Origin of the sequence: Streptomyces sp. NBC_00358, from assembly GCF_036099295.1 — a bacterium.
Taxonomy (GTDB): domain Bacteria; phylum Actinomycetota; class Actinomycetes; order Streptomycetales; family Streptomycetaceae; genus Streptomyces.
Genome location: NZ_CP107976.1, coordinates 2303108 through 2319378, shown reverse-complemented (window position 1 = coordinate 2319378; position 16271 = coordinate 2303108). Strand labels below are relative to the sequence as shown.

The window sequence follows — 16271 nt, the reverse complement described above, 5'->3', positions numbered from 1 at the left end:
GGGTCCGGGCATCTTCGTGTGCGCGCGTCGCGGGTCCGGGCGTTGTCGTGCGTGCGACGCGAGCCCCGGAGCGGCCGTGTGCGCGTCGGGGGTCCGCCGCCAACCGCCCACAACCTGCCGCTCTTGCCGCCGGACGGGGGCCCGCGGCCTCCGTAGCGTGATGGCGTCCGCAGGTCACGGCTTCACCGGCAACAGAAGGTCAAGGACATGGTGGATCATTCCGACTGGCGTGTCGGGGCAGCTTCGGCCCCCGTCCATCACGGCGAGATTCTGCAGGGTGTCTTCACCGGCCGAGAGGGTTCCGTGCGCGGGCTCGTGACGCTGCCCAGCACCCTTCACTCGACCCGGGCGACCTTCACGCCGGCTCCCGGCGCCGAGGTCACCGTGTCGCCGGGCTGGAAGGGAAAGGCGCGGCGCGCGGCCGAACTGGCCGTGCGGGAGGTGGTGCCGGCCGGCGCCGGAGCGGTCGGCGGACATCTGGAGCTGACCGGGGACGTGCCGCTGTGCCGCGGCTTCGGCTCCTCGACCAGCGATGTGCTGTCGGCCATCTGGGCCGTGAAGGACGCCTTCGCCGATCCGCTGCCGCCGCGGGTGGTGGCCCGGCTGGCGGTGCGCGCGGAGACCGCCTCGGACTCGCTGATGTTCGAGGACTCCACCGTGCTGTTCGCCCAGCGCGAGGGCACCGTCATCGAGGACTTCGGCTACCGGATGCCGCCGCTGCGGGTGCTGGGCTTCGGCTCACGGCCGTCCAACCGCGGCAAGGGCGTCGACACGCTGGCCCTCCCGCCGGCCCGCTACGACGGGGCCGAGGCCGAGCGGTTCGCCGTCCTGCGGGACATGCTGCGCGAGGCCATCCAGATGAAGGACGTCGCCCTGCTCGGCTCGGTGGCGACGGCGAGCGCGGAGATCAACCAGCGGCATCTGCCGGTTCCGGGCTTCGACCGGATCCGGGACATCCAGCGGACCTGCGGCGCCGTCGGCGTGCAGGTGGCACACAGCGGGGACATCGCGGGGCTCCTCTTCGACCGGGACGACCCCGAGGTCGAGGCGCGCACCGCACGGGCGCAGGAACTCCTGCGCGGCACCGGTATCGACGAGCAGTGGAACTACACAACGGGTGACTGACATGACGACGACGATCCTCCCCAAGGCTCACTCCTCGATCGTGGAGGCCACCGAGCTGCCACGCATCATCAAGGTGAGCGACAACCTCTACGCTGCGGCCTTCAGCCTCATGAAGCTGCTGCCCGCCCGCTACATCATCGACCGGGCCGAGGCCGCCGGGGTGCTCACCCCGGGCACCCCGGTCATCGAGACCTCCTCCGGAACCTTCGCGCTCGGCCTGGCCATGGTGTGCGGGCTGCGCGGCTACCCGCTGACCATCGTCGGCGACTCCGCCATCGACCAGGAACTGCGCACCAGACTGGAGATGCTCGGCACGACGGTGGAGATCGTCCAGCACACCGGCCAGCCCGGCGGCATCCAGGGCGCCCGGCTGGCCCGGGTGGCCGAGCTGTGCCGGCAGCGGCCGGACGCGTTCGTCCCCGGCCAGTACGACAACCCCGACAACCCGGGGGCCTACGGGATCGTCGCCGACCTGATCGGTGACACCGTCGGCGCTGTCGACTGCCTGGTGGGACCGGTCGGTTCGGGCGGTTCGACGGGCGGGCTCGCCGCCGCCCTGCGGCCCGCCAACCCGCAGTTGCACCTGGCCGGCGTCGACACCCACGGCAGCATCATCTTCGGCACCCCGGACGCCCCGCGCACCCTGCGCGGTCTGGGCAGCAGCATCCACCCGGGCAACGTGCGGCACTCGGCGTACGACGAGGCGCACTGGGTGACCGCCGCCGAGGCGTTCCACGCGACGCACGAGCTCTACCGCACCCACGGCCTGTTCATGGGCCCGACCAGCGGCGCGTCCTTCCAGGTGGCGTCCTGGTGGGCGGCACAGAACCCGGACAGCACGGTGGTGATGGTGCTGCCCGACGAGGGCTACCGCTACCAGTCCACCGTCTACAACGACGTCTGGCTGCGCGAGCAGAACATCGTCCCGGCACCCGCGCCGGGCGGCGGCCCGGTCACCGTGGAGCACCCGCTGGACGCGCCGCCGGTCTGGTCCCGGCTGCTGTGGGCGCGGCGCGGCTTCGACGACGTGATGATGCCGGAGATCGCGTCATGAACGGGGGACTGCTGCTCCTGGTGGAGTCCAACACCACAGGCACCGGAAGGCTGTTCGCCCGACGGGCGGCCGAACTCGGCGTGGTTCCCGTCCTGTTGAGCGCGGACCCGGCCCGCTATCCGTACGCGGCCGAGGACGGTCTGCGGACCGTGGTCGTGGACACCTCCGACGAGAGCGAACTGCGCTCGATGGCAGCCCTGTTGGCCGCCGAGACGCCGATCGCGGGCGTGCTGACCAGCTCCGAGTACTACGTTTCGGCCGCGGCGGAGCTGGCCGCCCGCCTCGGCCTTCCCGGCCCCTCCGCCGACGCGGTGCGGGCCGTGCGGGACAAGGGCCGGCAGCGGCGCATGCTCGCCGCGGCCGGGGTGGGCGTGCCGGGCTTCGCGATCGTGGACCGGGTGGACGCGGCGGTGTCGGCCGCGGCGGCGGCCCGCCTGCCCGTCGTGGTCAAGCCGGTCCAGGGCTCCGGCAGCCTGGGCGTGCGGCTGTGCGCCGACCACGAAGAGGTGGCCGGGCACGCGCGCACCCTGCTGGCGGCGACCACGAACGAGCGCGGGGTGGCGACACCCGGCCGGATCCTGGTCGAGGAGTATCTGACCGGCGCGGAGTTCTCGGTCGAGGTGTTCGGCACCGAGGCCGTGGTGACCGTCGCCAAGCACGTCGGCCCGCTGCCCGCGTTCGTCGAGGTCGGCCACGACGTGCCGGCGGCGCTCCCGGCGGACCTGGAGCGCGAGCTGCGCCGGACCGCGGTGCGCGCCGTCACGGCCCTCGGTCTCGGCTGGGGCGCGGCCCATGTGGAGCTACGGCTCGACGGTCCCGCCGCGAAGGTCATCGAGGTCAACCCGCGGCTGGCCGGGGGCATGATCCCCGAACTGGTGCGCAGGGTCGTCGGCGTCGACCTGGTGCGCGCGCAGGTGCTGGCCGCGCTCGGCCGCCCGGCCGACCCGGAGCGCAGCAGGTACGGCCGCGCCTCGATCCGCTTCCTCACCGTCGACCGCGACGGCATCCTCGCCCCCGACCTGTTCGAGGCCGCCGAACGCGCCCGCCGCGTCCCGGGTGTCGTCGAGGCGACCCTCTACCGGGCACCCGGCGAACCCGTCGGCCCCGCCACCGACTTCCGCGGCCGCCTCGGCCACGTCATCGCCCTCGCGGACCACCCGGCGCAGGCCGCCGACGCGGCGGCCCAGGGCGTCGACGCGCTCGCGGAGGCGGTGTCGTACGCGGCACCGGAACGGCAGGAGGCGCTGACATGACCGCCGTGAGCAGGCACGGGACCGACGAGCGGGCGGGCTTCGACCCGAACACCGGGCCGGCGCGGAACCCCGACCCCGCGCCCTCGCCGGTGCCGGGCGCACCGGCGCCGGCCGCCTCCCGCCCCCAAGGACCTCGTACGACCACCGCCCCCGCGCGTGACGGAGTCGCCACCGGACGGCTCAGCTCGGCCCTGGATCCCGAGGCGCACGCCATCGTCTACGACCAGTACGTGTCCGAGGAGTCGGCGGATCCGCTGGGCGGCGAGCTGCGCCGCATCAGCGAGGTGGACCGGGCCCACCTGATCATGCTCGGCGAGCGCGGAGTCGTGGACCCCGCCCGGGCCGCCGCTCTGCTGCGGGCCGTGGAACAACTGCGCGCGGAGAACTTCGGGCCGGTGCGCGGGCGTCCGATGCCGCGCGGGGTGTATCTGGCCTACGAGGGCTTCCTGATCGAGCAGTTGGGCGACGAGACCGGCGGCATCCTGCACACCGGCCGCTCCCGCAACGACCTCAACGCCACCACCGCCCGGCTGAAGGCCCGCACTCCCTACCTGGCCCTGCTGGACGCGGTGGACCGGCTGGCCGCCGTACTGCTGGAGAAGGCCGACCGGTACGCGGACGTGACCATGCCGGCGTACACCCACGGCCAGCCCGCCGTTCCGATCACCTACGGGCACTATCTGACCGGGGTCGCAGTCGCCGTGCTGCGCGCCTACGGCGAACTTCTCGACGCCGGACGCCAGTTGGACGTGAACCCGCTGGGCGCCGGCGCGATCGGCGGCACCTCCGTGCCCGTCGACCCCGAACGCACCGCCCAGCTCCTGGGGTTCACCGAGGCCGCCCCCAACTCGGTGGACGCCGTGGCCTCCAGGGATTTCGCGCTGAACCTGCTCTCCACGTCCGCGATGCTCGGTGTCACACTCGCCCGGGTCGCCCGCGACCTGAGCGTGTGGACGTCCGAGGAGGCGGCGCTGCTGCGGGTGGCCGACACCCTGGTCGGCTCCAGCTCGATGATGCCGCAGAAGCGCAACCCGTTCCTGCTCGAACACATCCAGGGCCGTTCCACCGCGAGCCTCGGCGCCTTCGTGGGCGCGGCCTCGGCCATGACCACCGCCGGCTACACCAACGCCATCGCCGTCGGCACCGAGGCCATGCGCCACCTGTGGCCCGGCCTGAGCGACACGACCGACGCCGTGACGCTGCTGCGGCTGGTGGTGGCGGGCACCGAACCGCTGCCGGAGCGGATGGCCGCGCGGGCCCGCGAGGGGTTCACCGCGGCGACGTACCTGGCGGAACGGCTGGTCCTGGAGGGCATGCCGTTCCGGGCCGCGCACCACCTGGTCGGCGAGACCGTGCTGGCCGCGCTCGACTCCGGCCGCTCCCTGGAGGAGACCGCCCGCTTCGAGGGCGCCCTCACCCCCGACCTCGCCCCCGACCGCGTGGCCGCCGCCTGCGCCCACGGAGGCGGACCGGGGACGGACGGGCTGCCACCGCTGCGCCGCCGGCTCGCCGCCCACCGCGCCGAGTCGACCGCACGCCGAGACCGCTGGTCGGACGCCGGGGCCCAACTCGCCGAGGCCGTACAGAAGGCGGCAGCGGCATGAGCACGGACACCACCAGGAAAGAGGCCATGGACGCCACCCCGACCGCCACGCTCGCCACCCCCCGCCCCGACCTGTCCCGGCACCGCGACTTCCGCCTCCTCTGGCTCGGCGAGACGACCAACCGGGTCGGCATCAACATCACCACGGTCTCCATGCCCCTGGTCGCCGTGGTCACCCTGAACGCCAGCACGCTCAGCGTGAGTGTGCTGGCCGCCGCACCCTGGCTGCCCTGGCTGCTGATCGGCCTGCCGGCCGGCGCCTGGGTGGACCGGATGCGCCGCCGGCCGCTGATGCTCGTGTGCAACCTCGGCTCGCTGGTGCTGCTCGCGAGCGTGCCCGTCGCGGCCTGGTTCGGCATGCTCACCATGACCCACCTGCTCGTCGTGGCGCTCCTCAACGGCCTCGCCGCGGTGTTCTTCGGGATCTCGTACAAGGTGTACGTGCCCTCCATCGTGCACCGGGACCAACTCCAGGACGCCAACGCCAAGTTGCAGGGCAGCGAGTCGGTGGCCCAGGTCGCCGGACTCGGCGGCGGCGGTCTGCTCGCGCAGGGCTTCGGCGCCGTGTCGGGCCTGCTGGCCAACGCCGGCACCTTCCTCGTCTCGGCGCTGTGCCTGCTCGGCATCCGCAGCCGGGAACCCCGGCCCGAGCGGCCCCCGGAGCGCACCCCGCTGCGTCAGGACATCCGCGAGGGCCTCCAGTACACGGTGCGCGACCCGTACCTGCGTGTGCTGACCGCCTACGGCACCGTCACCAACCTGCTGCTGACGGCGTATCAGGCGATCCTGCCGGTCTTCATGATCCGGCAGCTGGCTGTGCCCGAGAGCGCCGTCGGCTGGCTGCTGGCCTCCAGCAGCGTCGGCGGCATCCTCGGCGCGACCGGTGCCAAGCGGGTCACCGCCCGCTGGGGCACCGCACGCGGTCTGCTGGTGGCCACCGCCGCCACGGCCCCCTTCGCACTGCTGATCCCGATGGGCGGGAAGGGCTGGATGCTCGCCGCGCTCGCGGCGGGCAGCGCCCTCCTCGCCCTCGGTGTGGTCCTCGCCAATGTGATCCAGGGCGCGTTCCGCCAGCGGTACTGCCCACCCCAGCTGCTCGGCCGCATCACGGCCTGCATCTCGGTGGCCAACTTCGGCGCCATTCCGTTCGGTTCCCTGCTCGGCGGCGTGCTCGGCACGGCGCTCGGGCTCAGGCCGACGCTGTGGCTGCTGACCGCCGGTCTCGCGGTCAGCCCCCTGTTGCTGCTGATCGGTCCCCTGCGCGCACGGCACGACCTGCCCACCGCGCCGGCCACCGCACCCGGTGGCTCATGAGGCCCGACCGGCCCCTTCGAGTACGAACAGGAGAGACCCCGTGGAAGGAACAATGCCGTGGGTCGCCCGTGAGCTGCCACCCCCTGGCTCACTCGACCTCTGGCTCCTGAGGGTCTCGGATGTCCCCGTCGGCATCCTGGACGAGGCGGTGCTCGATGCGACCGAGCGCCGACGTGCCGCCGCCCTCATGCACACGGCCGACCGAACCAGGTTCACGGCCGCGCATGTCGCACTGCGGCGGCTCCTCGGGGCGTATCTGCGCCGGCGCCCCGAGGAGATCCACTTCGGCCGGGACACCTGTCCCTGCTGCGGCGGCCCGCACGGCCGGCCCACCGTGCTCGGCGCGGGCCGTGACGACCTGTTCTTCTCGCTCTCCCACCGTGGCGATCTCGCCCTCGTCGGTACGGCCATGGCGCCGATCGGCGTGGATGTCGACCTGGTGTCGGACCAGACGGCCACCGCCGAACTGGCCTCGATGCTGCACGTGGCCGAGCAGGAGGAACTGGCCGCTCTCGCACCGGCGTTGCGGCCCCGCGCACTGGCGAGGCTGTGGACCCGCAAGGAGGCCTACCTCAAAGGCCTCGGCACCGGACTGGGCCGCGATCCGTCCCTCGACTACGTCGGCTCCGGCACACCCGCGGGTCCGTACCCGCCGTCCGGCTGGACCCTGCTGGACGTTCCGGTGGACCGGGGCTACGCGGCGGCGGTGGCGGTACGCGGCGAACTCACCGCGGCCGGCCCGACCGTCACCCGGCTCTTCGGACCGCAGGCGGCCGACCTGGTGCGCGCACCCCCGCCCGCGCTCCTGACGGGAGGGACCCTCACCTGACTCCGCACACCACGCTCTCACCCACACCAACAGCCCTACGAACCTTGGGAATCCACGATGCCGAACGCTGTGCAGCAGGCCCCCGCGGCCCACCCTCCACGGATGCGGGCCCAGGAGTCCGCCTCCGCCCCGAGCGAGCCGATGACCGGCGCCCAGTCCCTGATCCGCTCCCTCGAAGAGGTCGGCGCGGACACCGTGTTCGGGATTCCCGGCGGGGCGATCCTGCCCGCCTACGACCCGATGATGGACTCGGCCAGGCTCCGCCACGTCCTGGTCCGGCACGAACAGGGCGCCGGACACGCGGCCACCGGTTACGCGCAGGCCACCGGAAAGGTCGGCGTGTGCATCGCCACCTCCGGTCCCGGCGCGACCAACCTCGTCACGCCGATCGCCGACGCGCACATGGACTCCGTACCGCTCGTGGCGATCACGGGCCAGGTGCCGTCGAGGTCGATCGGCACGGACGCCTTCCAGGAGGCGGACATCGTCGGCATCACGATGCCGATCACCAAGCACAACTTCCTGGTCACCCAGGCCGAGGACATCCCGCGGACGATCGCGGAGGCCTTCCATCTGGCCTCCACCGGCCGTCCAGGACCGGTCCTGGTCGACATCACCAAGGACGCCCTCCAGGCGCAGACCGTCTTCTCCTGGCCCCAGGCCGTCCAGCTCCCCGGCTACCGTCCGCGGACCCGCCCGCACCCCCGGCAGATCCGCGAGGCGGCACGGCTCATCACCTCGTCCGAGCGGCCGGTCCTCTACGTCGGCGGAGGCGTCCTCAAGGCGCACGCCACCGCCGAACTGCGCGACCTCGCGGAGCTGACCGGGGTCCCCGTGGTCACCACCCTGATGGCGCTCGGCGCCTTCCCGGGCAGTCATCCGCAGCATCTGGGCATGCCCGGCATGCACGGCGACGTGCCCGCCGTCGCGGCCCTGCAGAAGGCCGACCTGATCGTCGCCCTCGGAGCCCGCTTCGACGACCGGGTCACCGGCAAGCTGGACAGCTTCGCGCCGTACGCCAAGGTCGTGCACGCCGACATCGACCCGGCGGAGATCGGCAAGAACCGCGCCGCCGACGTGCCGATCGTCGGCGACGCCCGCGAGGTGATCAGCGCGCTGGCGGCCGCCGTACGCGAGGAGTACAAGGAGGGCGACGCGGGCGACCACACCGCATGGTGGCAGGACCTGGGCCGCTGGCGGGACACCTACCCCCGTGGCTACGAACTGCCCGCCGACGGCTCGCTCTCCCCGCAGCAGGTCATCGAACGCATCGGTCAACTCGCTCCCGAGGGAACCCTGTTCGCCTCCGGGGTGGGCCAGCACCAGATGTGGGCGGCGCAGTTCCTGCCGCACGAGGAACCGGGAACCTGGTTCAACTCCGGCGGCGCGGGGACGATGGGCTACGCGGTGCCGGCCGCGATGGGCGCCAAGGCCGGGCGCCCCGACCGCACCGTGTGGGCGATCGACGGCGACGGCTGCTTCCAGATGACCAACCAGGAACTGGTCACCTGCGCCCTGAACAACATCCCGGTCAAGGTCGCCGTCATCAACAACGGCGCCCTCGGGATGGTCCGGCAGTGGCAGAACCTCTTCTACGGCGCGCGCTTCTCCAACACCGTGCTGCACGACGGTGCGACGAACGCCGCGACCGGCTCCACCCGGGGTGTGGGCTCCGCCGCCAACCGGGGCACCCGCGTCCCGGACTTCGTCCTCCTCGCCGAGGCGATGGGCTGTGTGGGCCTGCGCTGCGAGTCCCCGGACGAGCTGGACGCGGTCATCGACAAGGCCAACTCGGTCACCGACCGTCCGGTGGTGGTGGACTTCATCGTCCACGAGGACGCGATGGTGTGGCCGATGATCCCGGCCGGTACTTCCAACGACGACATCATGGCCGCCCGTGACGTACGTCCCGACTTCGGCGACGCCGCGGACGACTGAGAGGACCCTCCGACATGTCCCAGCACACGCTCTCCGTCCTGGTCGAGAACACCCCCGGCATCCTGGCCCGGATCGCCGCCCTGTTCTCGCGGCGCGGCTTCAACATCGACTCGCTCGCCGTGGGCACCACCGAGCACCCGGACCTCTCCCGCGTCACGGTCGTCGTCCGGGTCGACGACGAACTCTCCCTGGAACAGGTGACCAAGCAGCTCAACAAGCTCGTCAACGTACTGAAGGTCGCCGAACTGGAGGCCTCGGGCGCGGTCCAGCGCGAACTCGTCCTCGTGAAGGTGCGCGCCGACAACACCACGCGCTCCCAGATCATCGAGATCGCCGACCTGTTCCGCGCCCGGACCGTGGACGTGGCCCCCGACGCGGTCACGCTGGAGGCCACCGGAGCCGGCGACAAGCTCGACGCGATGCTGCGGATGCTCGCCCAGTTCGGCATCAAGGAACTGGTGCAGTCCGGCGCGATCGCCATCGGCCGCGGCTCCCGCTCCCTGACGGAGCGAGGCGTCCGCGAGACCCGCACGGTACGTATCACCTCGGCCGCGACGGCGACGGCCGCACAGAGCGCCTGACACCGCCGGCCACCCGAATACCCACTTACCCATAAGGAATACGGAGCTACCTCATGGCCGAGCTGTTCTACGACGCCGATGCCGACCTGTCCGTCATCCAGGGCCGCAAGGTCGCGGTCATCGGCTACGGCAGCCAGGGCCACGCCCACGCGCTGTCGCTGCGTGACTCGGGTGTGGACGTCCGCGTCGGTCTGCACGAGGGGTCCAAGTCCAAGGCGAAGGCCGAGGAGCAGGGCCTGCGCGTGGTGACGCCGTCGGAGGCCGCGGCCGAGGCCGACGTCATCATGATCCTGGTGCCGGACCCGATCCAGGCCCAGGTCTACGAGGAGTCCATCAAGGACAACCTCGACGACGGCGACGCGCTGTTCTTCGGCCACGGCCTGAACATCCGCTTCGACTTCATCAAGCCGCCGGCCGGGATCGACGTCTGCATGGTCGCCCCGAAGGGGCCGGGTCACCTGGTGCGCCGTCAGTACGAGGAGGGCCGCGGGGTTCCGTGCATCGCGGCCGTCGAGCAGGACGCGACCGGCAACGCCTTCGCGCTCACCCTGTCGTACGCGAAGGCGATCGGCGGCACGCGTGCCGGTGTCATCAAGACGACGTTCACCGAGGAGACCGAGACCGACCTGTTCGGTGAGCAGGCCGTTCTCTGTGGTGGTACGGCCGCGCTGGTGAAGGCCGGTTTCGAGACGCTGACCGAGGCCGGCTACCAGCCGGAGATCGCGTACTTCGAGTGCCTGCACGAGCTGAAGCTGATCGTCGACCTGATGTACGAGGGCGGCCTGGAGAAGATGCGCTGGTCCGTCTCCGAGACCGCCGAGTGGGGCGACTACATCACCGGCCCGCGGATCATCACGGACGCCACCAAGGCCGAGATGAAGCAGATCCTCGCCGAGATCCAGGACGGCACCTTCGCCCGTAACTGGATGGACGAGTACCACTCGGGTCTGAAGAAGTACGACGAGTACAAGACCCAGGACGAGAACCACCTCCTGGAGACCACCGGCAAGGAGCTCCGCAAGCTCATGTCGTGGGTGAACGACGGGGAGGCATGAGGGACGACGACGGGGTCGGCCCGACAGGGAACCGACCCCGCCGCTCCTCGTGGCGACGCCCCCGTTCGGCCGACATCTCGTCTCGTTCGCCGGATCCGGTGTGCTCCAGGGGCCGGCACGCTCGGTAGCGTGACCATCGGCTGCGTGGAGTGTCCATGTGTCCGGCTGATCCGTGCGACGGCTTCCGACGGAACCTGATGAGGCTGCAATGAGTGAACCGACCAAGCCCGAGGTCGACGTTCCGGAGGGTGACGCTCCGACCGAGCTGACCATCCGGGACCTGGTCGTCGGGGACGGGGCCGAGGTGAAGCCGGGCATGGTGGTCAGGGTCCACTACGTCGGGGTGGCCTTCGCGTCCGGGAAGGAGTTCGACGCCTCCTGGGACCGCGGTGAGCCGTACAAGTTCACCCTGGGCGGCGGCAAGGTCATCAAGGGCTGGGACCGGGGGGTGAGGGGGATGAAGGTCGGCGGCCGGCGCGAGATCATCGTTCCCCCGCGTCTGGGCTACGGCAACCAGTCGCCCTCGCCGCTGATCCCGGCGGGCTCGACCCTGGTCTTCGTGGTGGACCTGCTGGACTCGTATTCCAGCACGACCGGGTGGAGCAGGGCCTGATCCACCGGGGATCACGGGACAGCCCTCAGCCTGAATGATCTCGATCAGCCGACGGCGGTCCCGTCCACCGTCACACCCGCGTCCGGGCCGACGCCGGCCGGATCCCGGCGTGGAGATCCCGCCGGTCGTCGGATCCGGGCATGGAGATCCCGCTGGTCGCCAGGGCCCCCGGCGCGGCGATCCCGCTGGTCGCCCCGCCGGCCGGCGGCCCCTGTTCCTAGCCCTCTTCCTTCCGGCCCTCTTCGCGGTGCTCCGGCCGAACGTCGCGGATGACGGAGCCGCTCTCGAACCATGTCGCGGCGGCGGTCAGCGCGTTCTCGGTCTCAGCGCGCGTGTCACCCGCCGCCAGGACGGAGGCGATCTTCTCCACGCTCGACCTGGCGGGTGCCAGCCGAGTTCCCGGCACCGCATGGGTCTGGTACGAGGTGATGCCCGGGACGGGGCACGTCCCGGGCAGGGAGACCAGCTCTCCCTCACGGGGCGGGAAGAGGGAGAGGCCCGCGATCCGCAGCGGAGTGTCCGGAAGCGACGGCGGCTTGTTGCCCGCGAGCGACCGGACATAGACCTCGGGCAGCGTGACGCCGAACCCCGATTCCAGCACCTGCTCGATCATGCCTCCGCCCATGCGGCTGGCGACCTCGTTGAACAGCAGGTCACCGTCGCGGTCCCGGAATATCTCGGCGTGGAACATGAAGGTGCCGGGGGAGGGGAGCGCGTCGAGCGCCTGCCGCGTCAGACTGCGCAAGGGATCGAGGAGGACATCGTCGGGATCGAGCAGGCAACTGCGCAGGACACGGCCTTCCCTGATGTCCAGGCAGGTCGTCTCTCCCTGGGAGGACGGCCACATCAGGCGCACCTGCCCGTCCACGACGATGCCGTCGACGTGGAAGAGCTCGTGCTCGACGTACTTCTCCACCAGCAGTTGGGCGCCGTCGTCCGATCCCAGGCTGCCGTCGGCGCCGAGCAGTGCCACCAGGTCGTCCTCGCCGCGCAGGACGTGCACGTCCATGGAGCCGCCGCCGCGACGCGGTTTGACGACCACCGGATAGTCGTGGACCCGGATGAATGTGAGCAGGTCGTCGAGATGGGCCGCCGGCGCGTAGGGAGCCAGCGGAACGCCCGCCCGCTCCAGGATCCTCTTCATCGTCAGCTTGTCGCGAAAGGCCGTGGCACTGGTCACGTCCTGGCCCGGTGCGCCGAGCAGGCCGCGCAGTCGGGCGGCGCGCAGGATGTCGAACTCCGACAGGGCGATGATCCGGTCGAAGCCGAACGTGCGGTGGAGATCGAGGGCGCGCGCCTCCACCAGCGGGTTGAAGTGGAAGCCTTCGAACAGCTCGCTGTGGAGGTAACCGGCGAGCTGGGCCCGGCGGACATCGGGGTCCTGCGACACGGCCGCCGGATCGGTGACGAGGACGGCCTCGTGATCGTCACCCAGCCAGTCGGGGAACCTGCGTCCGCCGAGCGGTGTCCTGTTGAGGACCAGGAACCTCATCGCACGTCCACGGTGATGGCGTCACGGAATTCGAGGAACCCCGCGTCGACCGCCGCGAAGGTGGGCGCGGAGAAGAGGACGTGTCCGTGCGCCGCCGAGGCGTGGGGCGGCACGAGCACCTGGTCGCCGGGACGGCCGTAGAGCATGACCTCACCCACCCGTTCGTCGGCCTCGACCCCGTCCAGGCCTGTGACGCCGACGAGTTCACCGGCACGCTCGGCGAAGAAGAGGTAGAAGCCGGTCGGGGTGGGCTCCGCGGGGACCTCGGTCCGCGGCTGCCGTCCCGTGGCCAGGTCGAGCAGGCCCGTGACCATGTCGACGCCGGTGCTCGCGAGAACGGACTGGTAGACAGGACCGCCGCCGAGTCGCGCCGCCGTTTCCAGGACGTACGGCTGTCCCTCCGCGGTGATGCGGAACTCGGTGTGTGTGGCGCCGGTGGTGATGCCGAGCGCCTTGTGGGCGGCGTCGACCCCCTCGGTGATCTGCTCGACCAGGGAGGCGGGCAGGCGTGTCGGGGTCGTGTAGTAGACCTCTTCGAAGAACGGGCCCTCCATCGGGAGTGGCTTGTCGTGCACGGCCACGACCCGGGTCTCGCCGTCGAGGACGAGTGATTCGACACTGATCTCGGAGCCCGGTACGTAGGACTCCATGAGCAGGACCTCTCCGTACCGCTCACGCGTGCCGGTGTGCAGCGGGTCATGGGCGAAGCCGGTCCAGGCGCCCTTCTGGAGCGGCCCGAAGTGCTCGGCCAGTTCCTTCTCGTCGTCCACGCGGCGGACGTACTTGCTGCCCCCGCCGATCAGCGGCTTCAGGATCAGGGGATATCCGAGACCGGCGGCCTTCTCGACGGCTTCGTCCACGGTCGCGGCGAGGGCGAACTCCGGTTGTACGAGCCCGGCCGCGCCGAAGGCGCTGCGCATCGCGTACTTGTCGCGGGCGAGATACGCGGCCTTCTCGTCGATGGACGGCAGCTTCAGTTCGGCGGCCACGGCTGCCGCTGCCGGAACGCTTTGCTCGACGAAAGTGACGACGCCGTTCACGGCTTCGTCCTCCGTGGCGACGAGCGCGCGGACGGCGGCCACGGTCTCTTCGATGCTGGTGGTGTCGGCCGACACCACGCGGTCGACGTAGTCGCTTTCCCAGGTGGCGTCCTTCATGACCATCAGCAGCCGCTCGCCGTGCTCCTGGGCGTAGTCCCGGACCCGCTCCAGGTGCCTACGGCGGCTGAGGTTCCGCGTGTGCAGCAGCAGAATACTCACGGTTACTTGCCTCTCGGTGGGGAAGCTCCAAGCCGCGTCAAAGCGAGGAGGGGAGGCGGTTCCGCCCCCCTGACGGCTCGTCAAGTCGATGTGGCCCATGCGATGTTTTTGGTTTCAACTTCCATTACGAGTAAGTGAGTTGAGACAAGAAACAAGCCTGCACCAAATCTGATTTGATCATGCTACGGTTCGGCCAGTCAATCGCCGGGGGGAGGCGAGATTGGTGTCATGCTTCGCGTCCCCATGGGGGAACGCATACATAGGGGAACGCATTCATGGCCCAGGAAATCACGATAGGTGATCGACGCATCACGGACAGTTCCGATGCGTATGTCATAGCCGAGATCGGCCACAATCACGGTGGGGACGTCGAGAAGGCGGCCGAGCTCATCCGCATGGCCGCCGAGTCCGGCGCGCACGCGGCGAAGCTGCAGAAGCGTGACAACAAGGCGCTGTTCACCAAAGCGATGTACGACGAGCCCTACACCGGCCGCAACAGCTTCGGCGCCACCTATGGCACGCATCGCGAGGCTGTCGAGTTCGGGGCCGACGAATACCGTCAGCTCGCCGAGCTTTCCGCCGATCTGGGAATTGCTTTCTTTGCAACTGCTTTTGATTTCCCCAGCGTTGACTTCCTTGCGGAACTCGGTGTTCCTGCCATCAAGATCGCTTCCGGCGACCTGACGAACACTCCTCTGCTCTCGTATGCGGCCAAGACGGGTATCCCGCTCATCGTCAGCAGCGGCGGCGCCACCATGGACGAGGTGCGCCGGGCCGTCGACACCGTCGCTCCCCTCACCGACCAGCTCGCGCTGCTCCAGTGCACCGCGGCCTATCCCGCCACGCCCGATCTGCTCAATCTGCGGGTGATCAGTACGTACCGCGAGGCGTTCCCGGACGTCGTGGTGGGACTGTCCGGGCATGACATCGAATCCGAATCCAGCGTGATCGCCTACACGTTGGGTGCCCGGATCATCGAGAAGCACGTCACCATGGACCGCACCCTGCCCGGCAGCGACCACCACTTCTCGCTGGAGGCGGGCCACCTGCGGGAGCTGATGGCCGGTCTCGACCGGACCCGCCGCGCCCTGGGCAGCCCGGACAAGCAGCAGCTTCCGGTCGAGGCCGCCGCCATGCGCAAGATGTCCAAGAAGCTCGTCGCCGCGCGCGATCTGAGCGTCGGCGAGGTCCTCACCTTCGAGGACATAGCCATCAAGTCGCCCGGCGACGGCCTTCGCCCCTACTTCATCGACGAGATAGTCGGCCGCCCCCTGCTGAGTCCGCTCGCCACCGACGACGCCATCCAGCTCTCCCTGCTCGGCTGAGGGCCGCCATGGGTACGCAGATCGACCTCACCGGCAAGGTCGCTGTGGTGACCGGCGTGCTGGGCCGTCTCGGAGCGGTCTGGGTCGACGCCCTGCTGGCCGCGGGCGCCGACGTCGTGGGCATCGACCGCACCGTGACGGTCCCGCCGCTCCTGGAGGAGACGCTCTCCCGTCACCCCGCGCACCGGTTCCAGCTCCTGAAGGCCGATGTCACGGAGACCGACACCCTCCGCGCCGCTCTCGACTCGTGCCTGGCCACGGTGGGGACGCCGGAGATCCTCGTGAACAACGCCGGCATCGACCAGCCCCCGAACACCTCGGGCGAGAGCTGGCGGTTCGGTGACATCCCCGCCGAGGTGTCCGCGTCCATCCTGGACGTCAATGCCCTCGGAGTCCTGAAGACCTGTCAGGTGTTCGGTTCGGAGATGGCGCGGGGCGGTGCCGGATCCGTCATCAACATCGGCTCGCTCTACGGCAGCATGGCCCCGGACCCGCGGCTCTACGAGCATCTGCCGCAGGACCCGCCCTTCATCAAACCGCCCGCCTACGGCATGTCCAAGGCCGGCGTGGCCGCGCTGACCCGCTACCTCGCGGTGCTGTGGGGCGGACAGGGCGTCCGGGTCAACACGCTCTCCCCCGGTGGAGTACTGGGCGGTCAGGACGCCGCCTTCCGCGGCAAGTTCAGCGACCGCGTCCCACTGCGCCGTATGGCCGAGGCGTCGGACCTCACCGGGCCCCTGCTCTTTCTCGCATCCGATCTGAGCAGCTACGTGACCGGCACCGAGTTGCTGGTCGACGGCGGCTACGTGTGCTGGTGAGCCACCGTCTCG

At 70.7% G+C, this 16271-nt stretch carries 14 protein-coding genes; 12 read left to right on the top strand and 2 right to left on the bottom strand.

Annotation, left to right across the window (positions count from 1 at the left end; genetic code table 11):
* The first annotated feature begins 207 nt into the window (after positions 1 to 207).
* From OHT01_RS09690 to OHT01_RS09645, 10 genes are all read left to right on the top strand, one after another.
* The gene (locus tag OHT01_RS09690; protein WP_328552722.1) at positions 208 to 1125 is read left to right on the top strand and encodes a GHMP family kinase ATP-binding protein; all 918 of its coding nucleotides are present in this window, start codon (positions 208 to 210) and stop codon (positions 1123 to 1125) included.
* A 1-nt stretch (position 1126) separates the two neighbouring features.
* Positions 1127 to 2179, top strand: coding sequence for a PLP-dependent cysteine synthase family protein (locus tag OHT01_RS09685; protein WP_328552721.1), 1053 nt, complete (start codon positions 1127 to 1129; stop codon positions 2177 to 2179).
* Entirely contained in the window at positions 2176 to 3432 is a 1257-nt protein-coding gene (locus OHT01_RS09680; protein WP_328552720.1) for an ATP-grasp domain-containing protein, read from the top strand. Before OHT01_RS09685 ends, OHT01_RS09680 begins: the two co-directional genes overlap by 4 nt.
* Complete coding sequence (gene argH, locus OHT01_RS09675) at positions 3429 to 5036, top strand: argininosuccinate lyase (protein WP_328552719.1); 1608 nt, start codon at positions 3429 to 3431, stop codon at positions 5034 to 5036. Before OHT01_RS09680 ends, argH begins: the two co-directional genes overlap by 4 nt.
* On the top strand, positions 5033 to 6349 hold the full coding sequence (locus OHT01_RS09670; RefSeq protein ID WP_328552718.1) for an MFS transporter: 1317 nt from the start codon (positions 5033 to 5035) through the stop codon (positions 6347 to 6349). The genes argH and OHT01_RS09670 overlap by 4 nt, the downstream gene beginning before the upstream one ends.
* Positions 6350 to 6389: 40 nt before the next feature.
* Positions 6390 to 7178, top strand: a complete 789-nt coding sequence (locus tag OHT01_RS09665; protein WP_328552717.1) for a 4'-phosphopantetheinyl transferase family protein — start codon at positions 6390 to 6392, stop codon at positions 7176 to 7178.
* 57 nt (positions 7179 to 7235) lie between these two features.
* Positions 7236 to 9116 carry an acetolactate synthase large subunit gene (locus tag OHT01_RS09660; RefSeq protein WP_328552716.1) on the top strand — a complete coding sequence of 627 codons (1881 nt, stop codon included), beginning with the start codon at positions 7236 to 7238 and terminating at the stop codon, positions 9114 to 9116.
* A 14-nt stretch (positions 9117 to 9130) separates the two neighbouring features.
* Complete coding sequence (gene ilvN, locus OHT01_RS09655) at positions 9131 to 9697, top strand: acetolactate synthase small subunit (RefSeq protein ID WP_328552715.1); 567 nt, start codon at positions 9131 to 9133, stop codon at positions 9695 to 9697.
* Positions 9698 to 9750: 53 nt separating this feature from the next.
* Complete coding sequence (ilvC, locus tag OHT01_RS09650) at positions 9751 to 10752, top strand: ketol-acid reductoisomerase (protein ID WP_328552714.1); 1002 nt, start codon at positions 9751 to 9753, stop codon at positions 10750 to 10752.
* A 208-nt stretch (positions 10753 to 10960) separates the two neighbouring features.
* On the top strand, positions 10961 to 11365 hold the full coding sequence (locus tag OHT01_RS09645; protein WP_328552713.1) for an FKBP-type peptidyl-prolyl cis-trans isomerase: 405 nt from the start codon (positions 10961 to 10963) through the stop codon (positions 11363 to 11365).
* A gap of 217 nt (positions 11366 to 11582) precedes the next feature.
* Here OHT01_RS09645 and OHT01_RS09640 read toward each other — a convergent pair whose 3' ends face one another.
* Positions 11583 to 12857 carry an ATP-grasp domain-containing protein gene (locus tag OHT01_RS09640; RefSeq protein ID WP_328552712.1) on the bottom strand — a complete coding sequence of 425 codons (1275 nt, stop codon included), beginning with the start codon at positions 12855 to 12857 and terminating at the stop codon, positions 11583 to 11585.
* Positions 12854 to 14116: an ATP-grasp domain-containing protein gene (locus OHT01_RS09635; protein WP_328552711.1), complete on the bottom strand. Its 1263-nt coding sequence runs from the start codon at positions 14114 to 14116 to the stop codon at positions 12854 to 12856. Before OHT01_RS09635 ends, OHT01_RS09640 begins: the two co-directional genes overlap by 4 nt.
* Positions 14117 to 14391: 275 nt before the next feature.
* On the opposite strand from OHT01_RS09635, the gene OHT01_RS09630 reads away from it, so the two are divergent.
* Both OHT01_RS09630 and OHT01_RS09625 read left to right on the top strand, forming a co-directional pair.
* The gene (locus OHT01_RS09630) at positions 14392 to 15441 is read left to right on the top strand and encodes an N-acetylneuraminate synthase family protein (RefSeq protein ID WP_328552710.1); all 1050 of its coding nucleotides are present in this window, start codon (positions 14392 to 14394) and stop codon (positions 15439 to 15441) included.
* An 8-nt stretch (positions 15442 to 15449) separates the two neighbouring features.
* The gene (locus OHT01_RS09625; RefSeq protein ID WP_328552709.1) at positions 15450 to 16259 is read left to right on the top strand and encodes an SDR family oxidoreductase; all 810 of its coding nucleotides are present in this window, start codon (positions 15450 to 15452) and stop codon (positions 16257 to 16259) included.
* Positions 16260 to 16271 lie beyond the last annotated feature (12 nt).

Coding starts and splice junctions, on each gene's coding strand:
- OHT01_RS09690 (WP_328552722.1), top strand. CDS start 208: ATGGTGGATCATTCCGACTGGCGTGTCGGGGCAGCTTCGGCCCCCGTC.
- OHT01_RS09685 (WP_328552721.1), top strand. CDS start 1,127: ATGACGACGACGATCCTCCCCAAGGCTCACTCCTCGATCGTGGAGGCC.
- OHT01_RS09680 (WP_328552720.1), top strand. CDS start 2,176: ATGAACGGGGGACTGCTGCTCCTGGTGGAGTCCAACACCACAGGCACC.
- argH (WP_328552719.1), top strand. CDS start 3,429: ATGACCGCCGTGAGCAGGCACGGGACCGACGAGCGGGCGGGCTTCGAC.
- OHT01_RS09670 (WP_328552718.1), top strand. CDS start 5,033: ATGAGCACGGACACCACCAGGAAAGAGGCCATGGACGCCACCCCGACC.
- OHT01_RS09660 (WP_328552716.1), top strand. CDS start 7,236: ATGCCGAACGCTGTGCAGCAGGCCCCCGCGGCCCACCCTCCACGGATG.
- ilvN (WP_328552715.1), top strand. CDS start 9,131: ATGTCCCAGCACACGCTCTCCGTCCTGGTCGAGAACACCCCCGGCATC.
- ilvC (WP_328552714.1), top strand. CDS start 9,751: ATGGCCGAGCTGTTCTACGACGCCGATGCCGACCTGTCCGTCATCCAG.
- OHT01_RS09645 (WP_328552713.1), top strand. CDS start 10,961: ATGAGTGAACCGACCAAGCCCGAGGTCGACGTTCCGGAGGGTGACGCT.
- OHT01_RS09640 (WP_328552712.1), bottom strand. CDS start 12,857: ATGAGGTTCCTGGTCCTCAACAGGACACCGCTCGGCGGACGCAGGTTC.
- OHT01_RS09630 (WP_328552710.1), top strand. CDS start 14,392: ATGGCCCAGGAAATCACGATAGGTGATCGACGCATCACGGACAGTTCC.
- OHT01_RS09625 (WP_328552709.1), top strand. CDS start 15,450: ATGGGTACGCAGATCGACCTCACCGGCAAGGTCGCTGTGGTGACCGGC.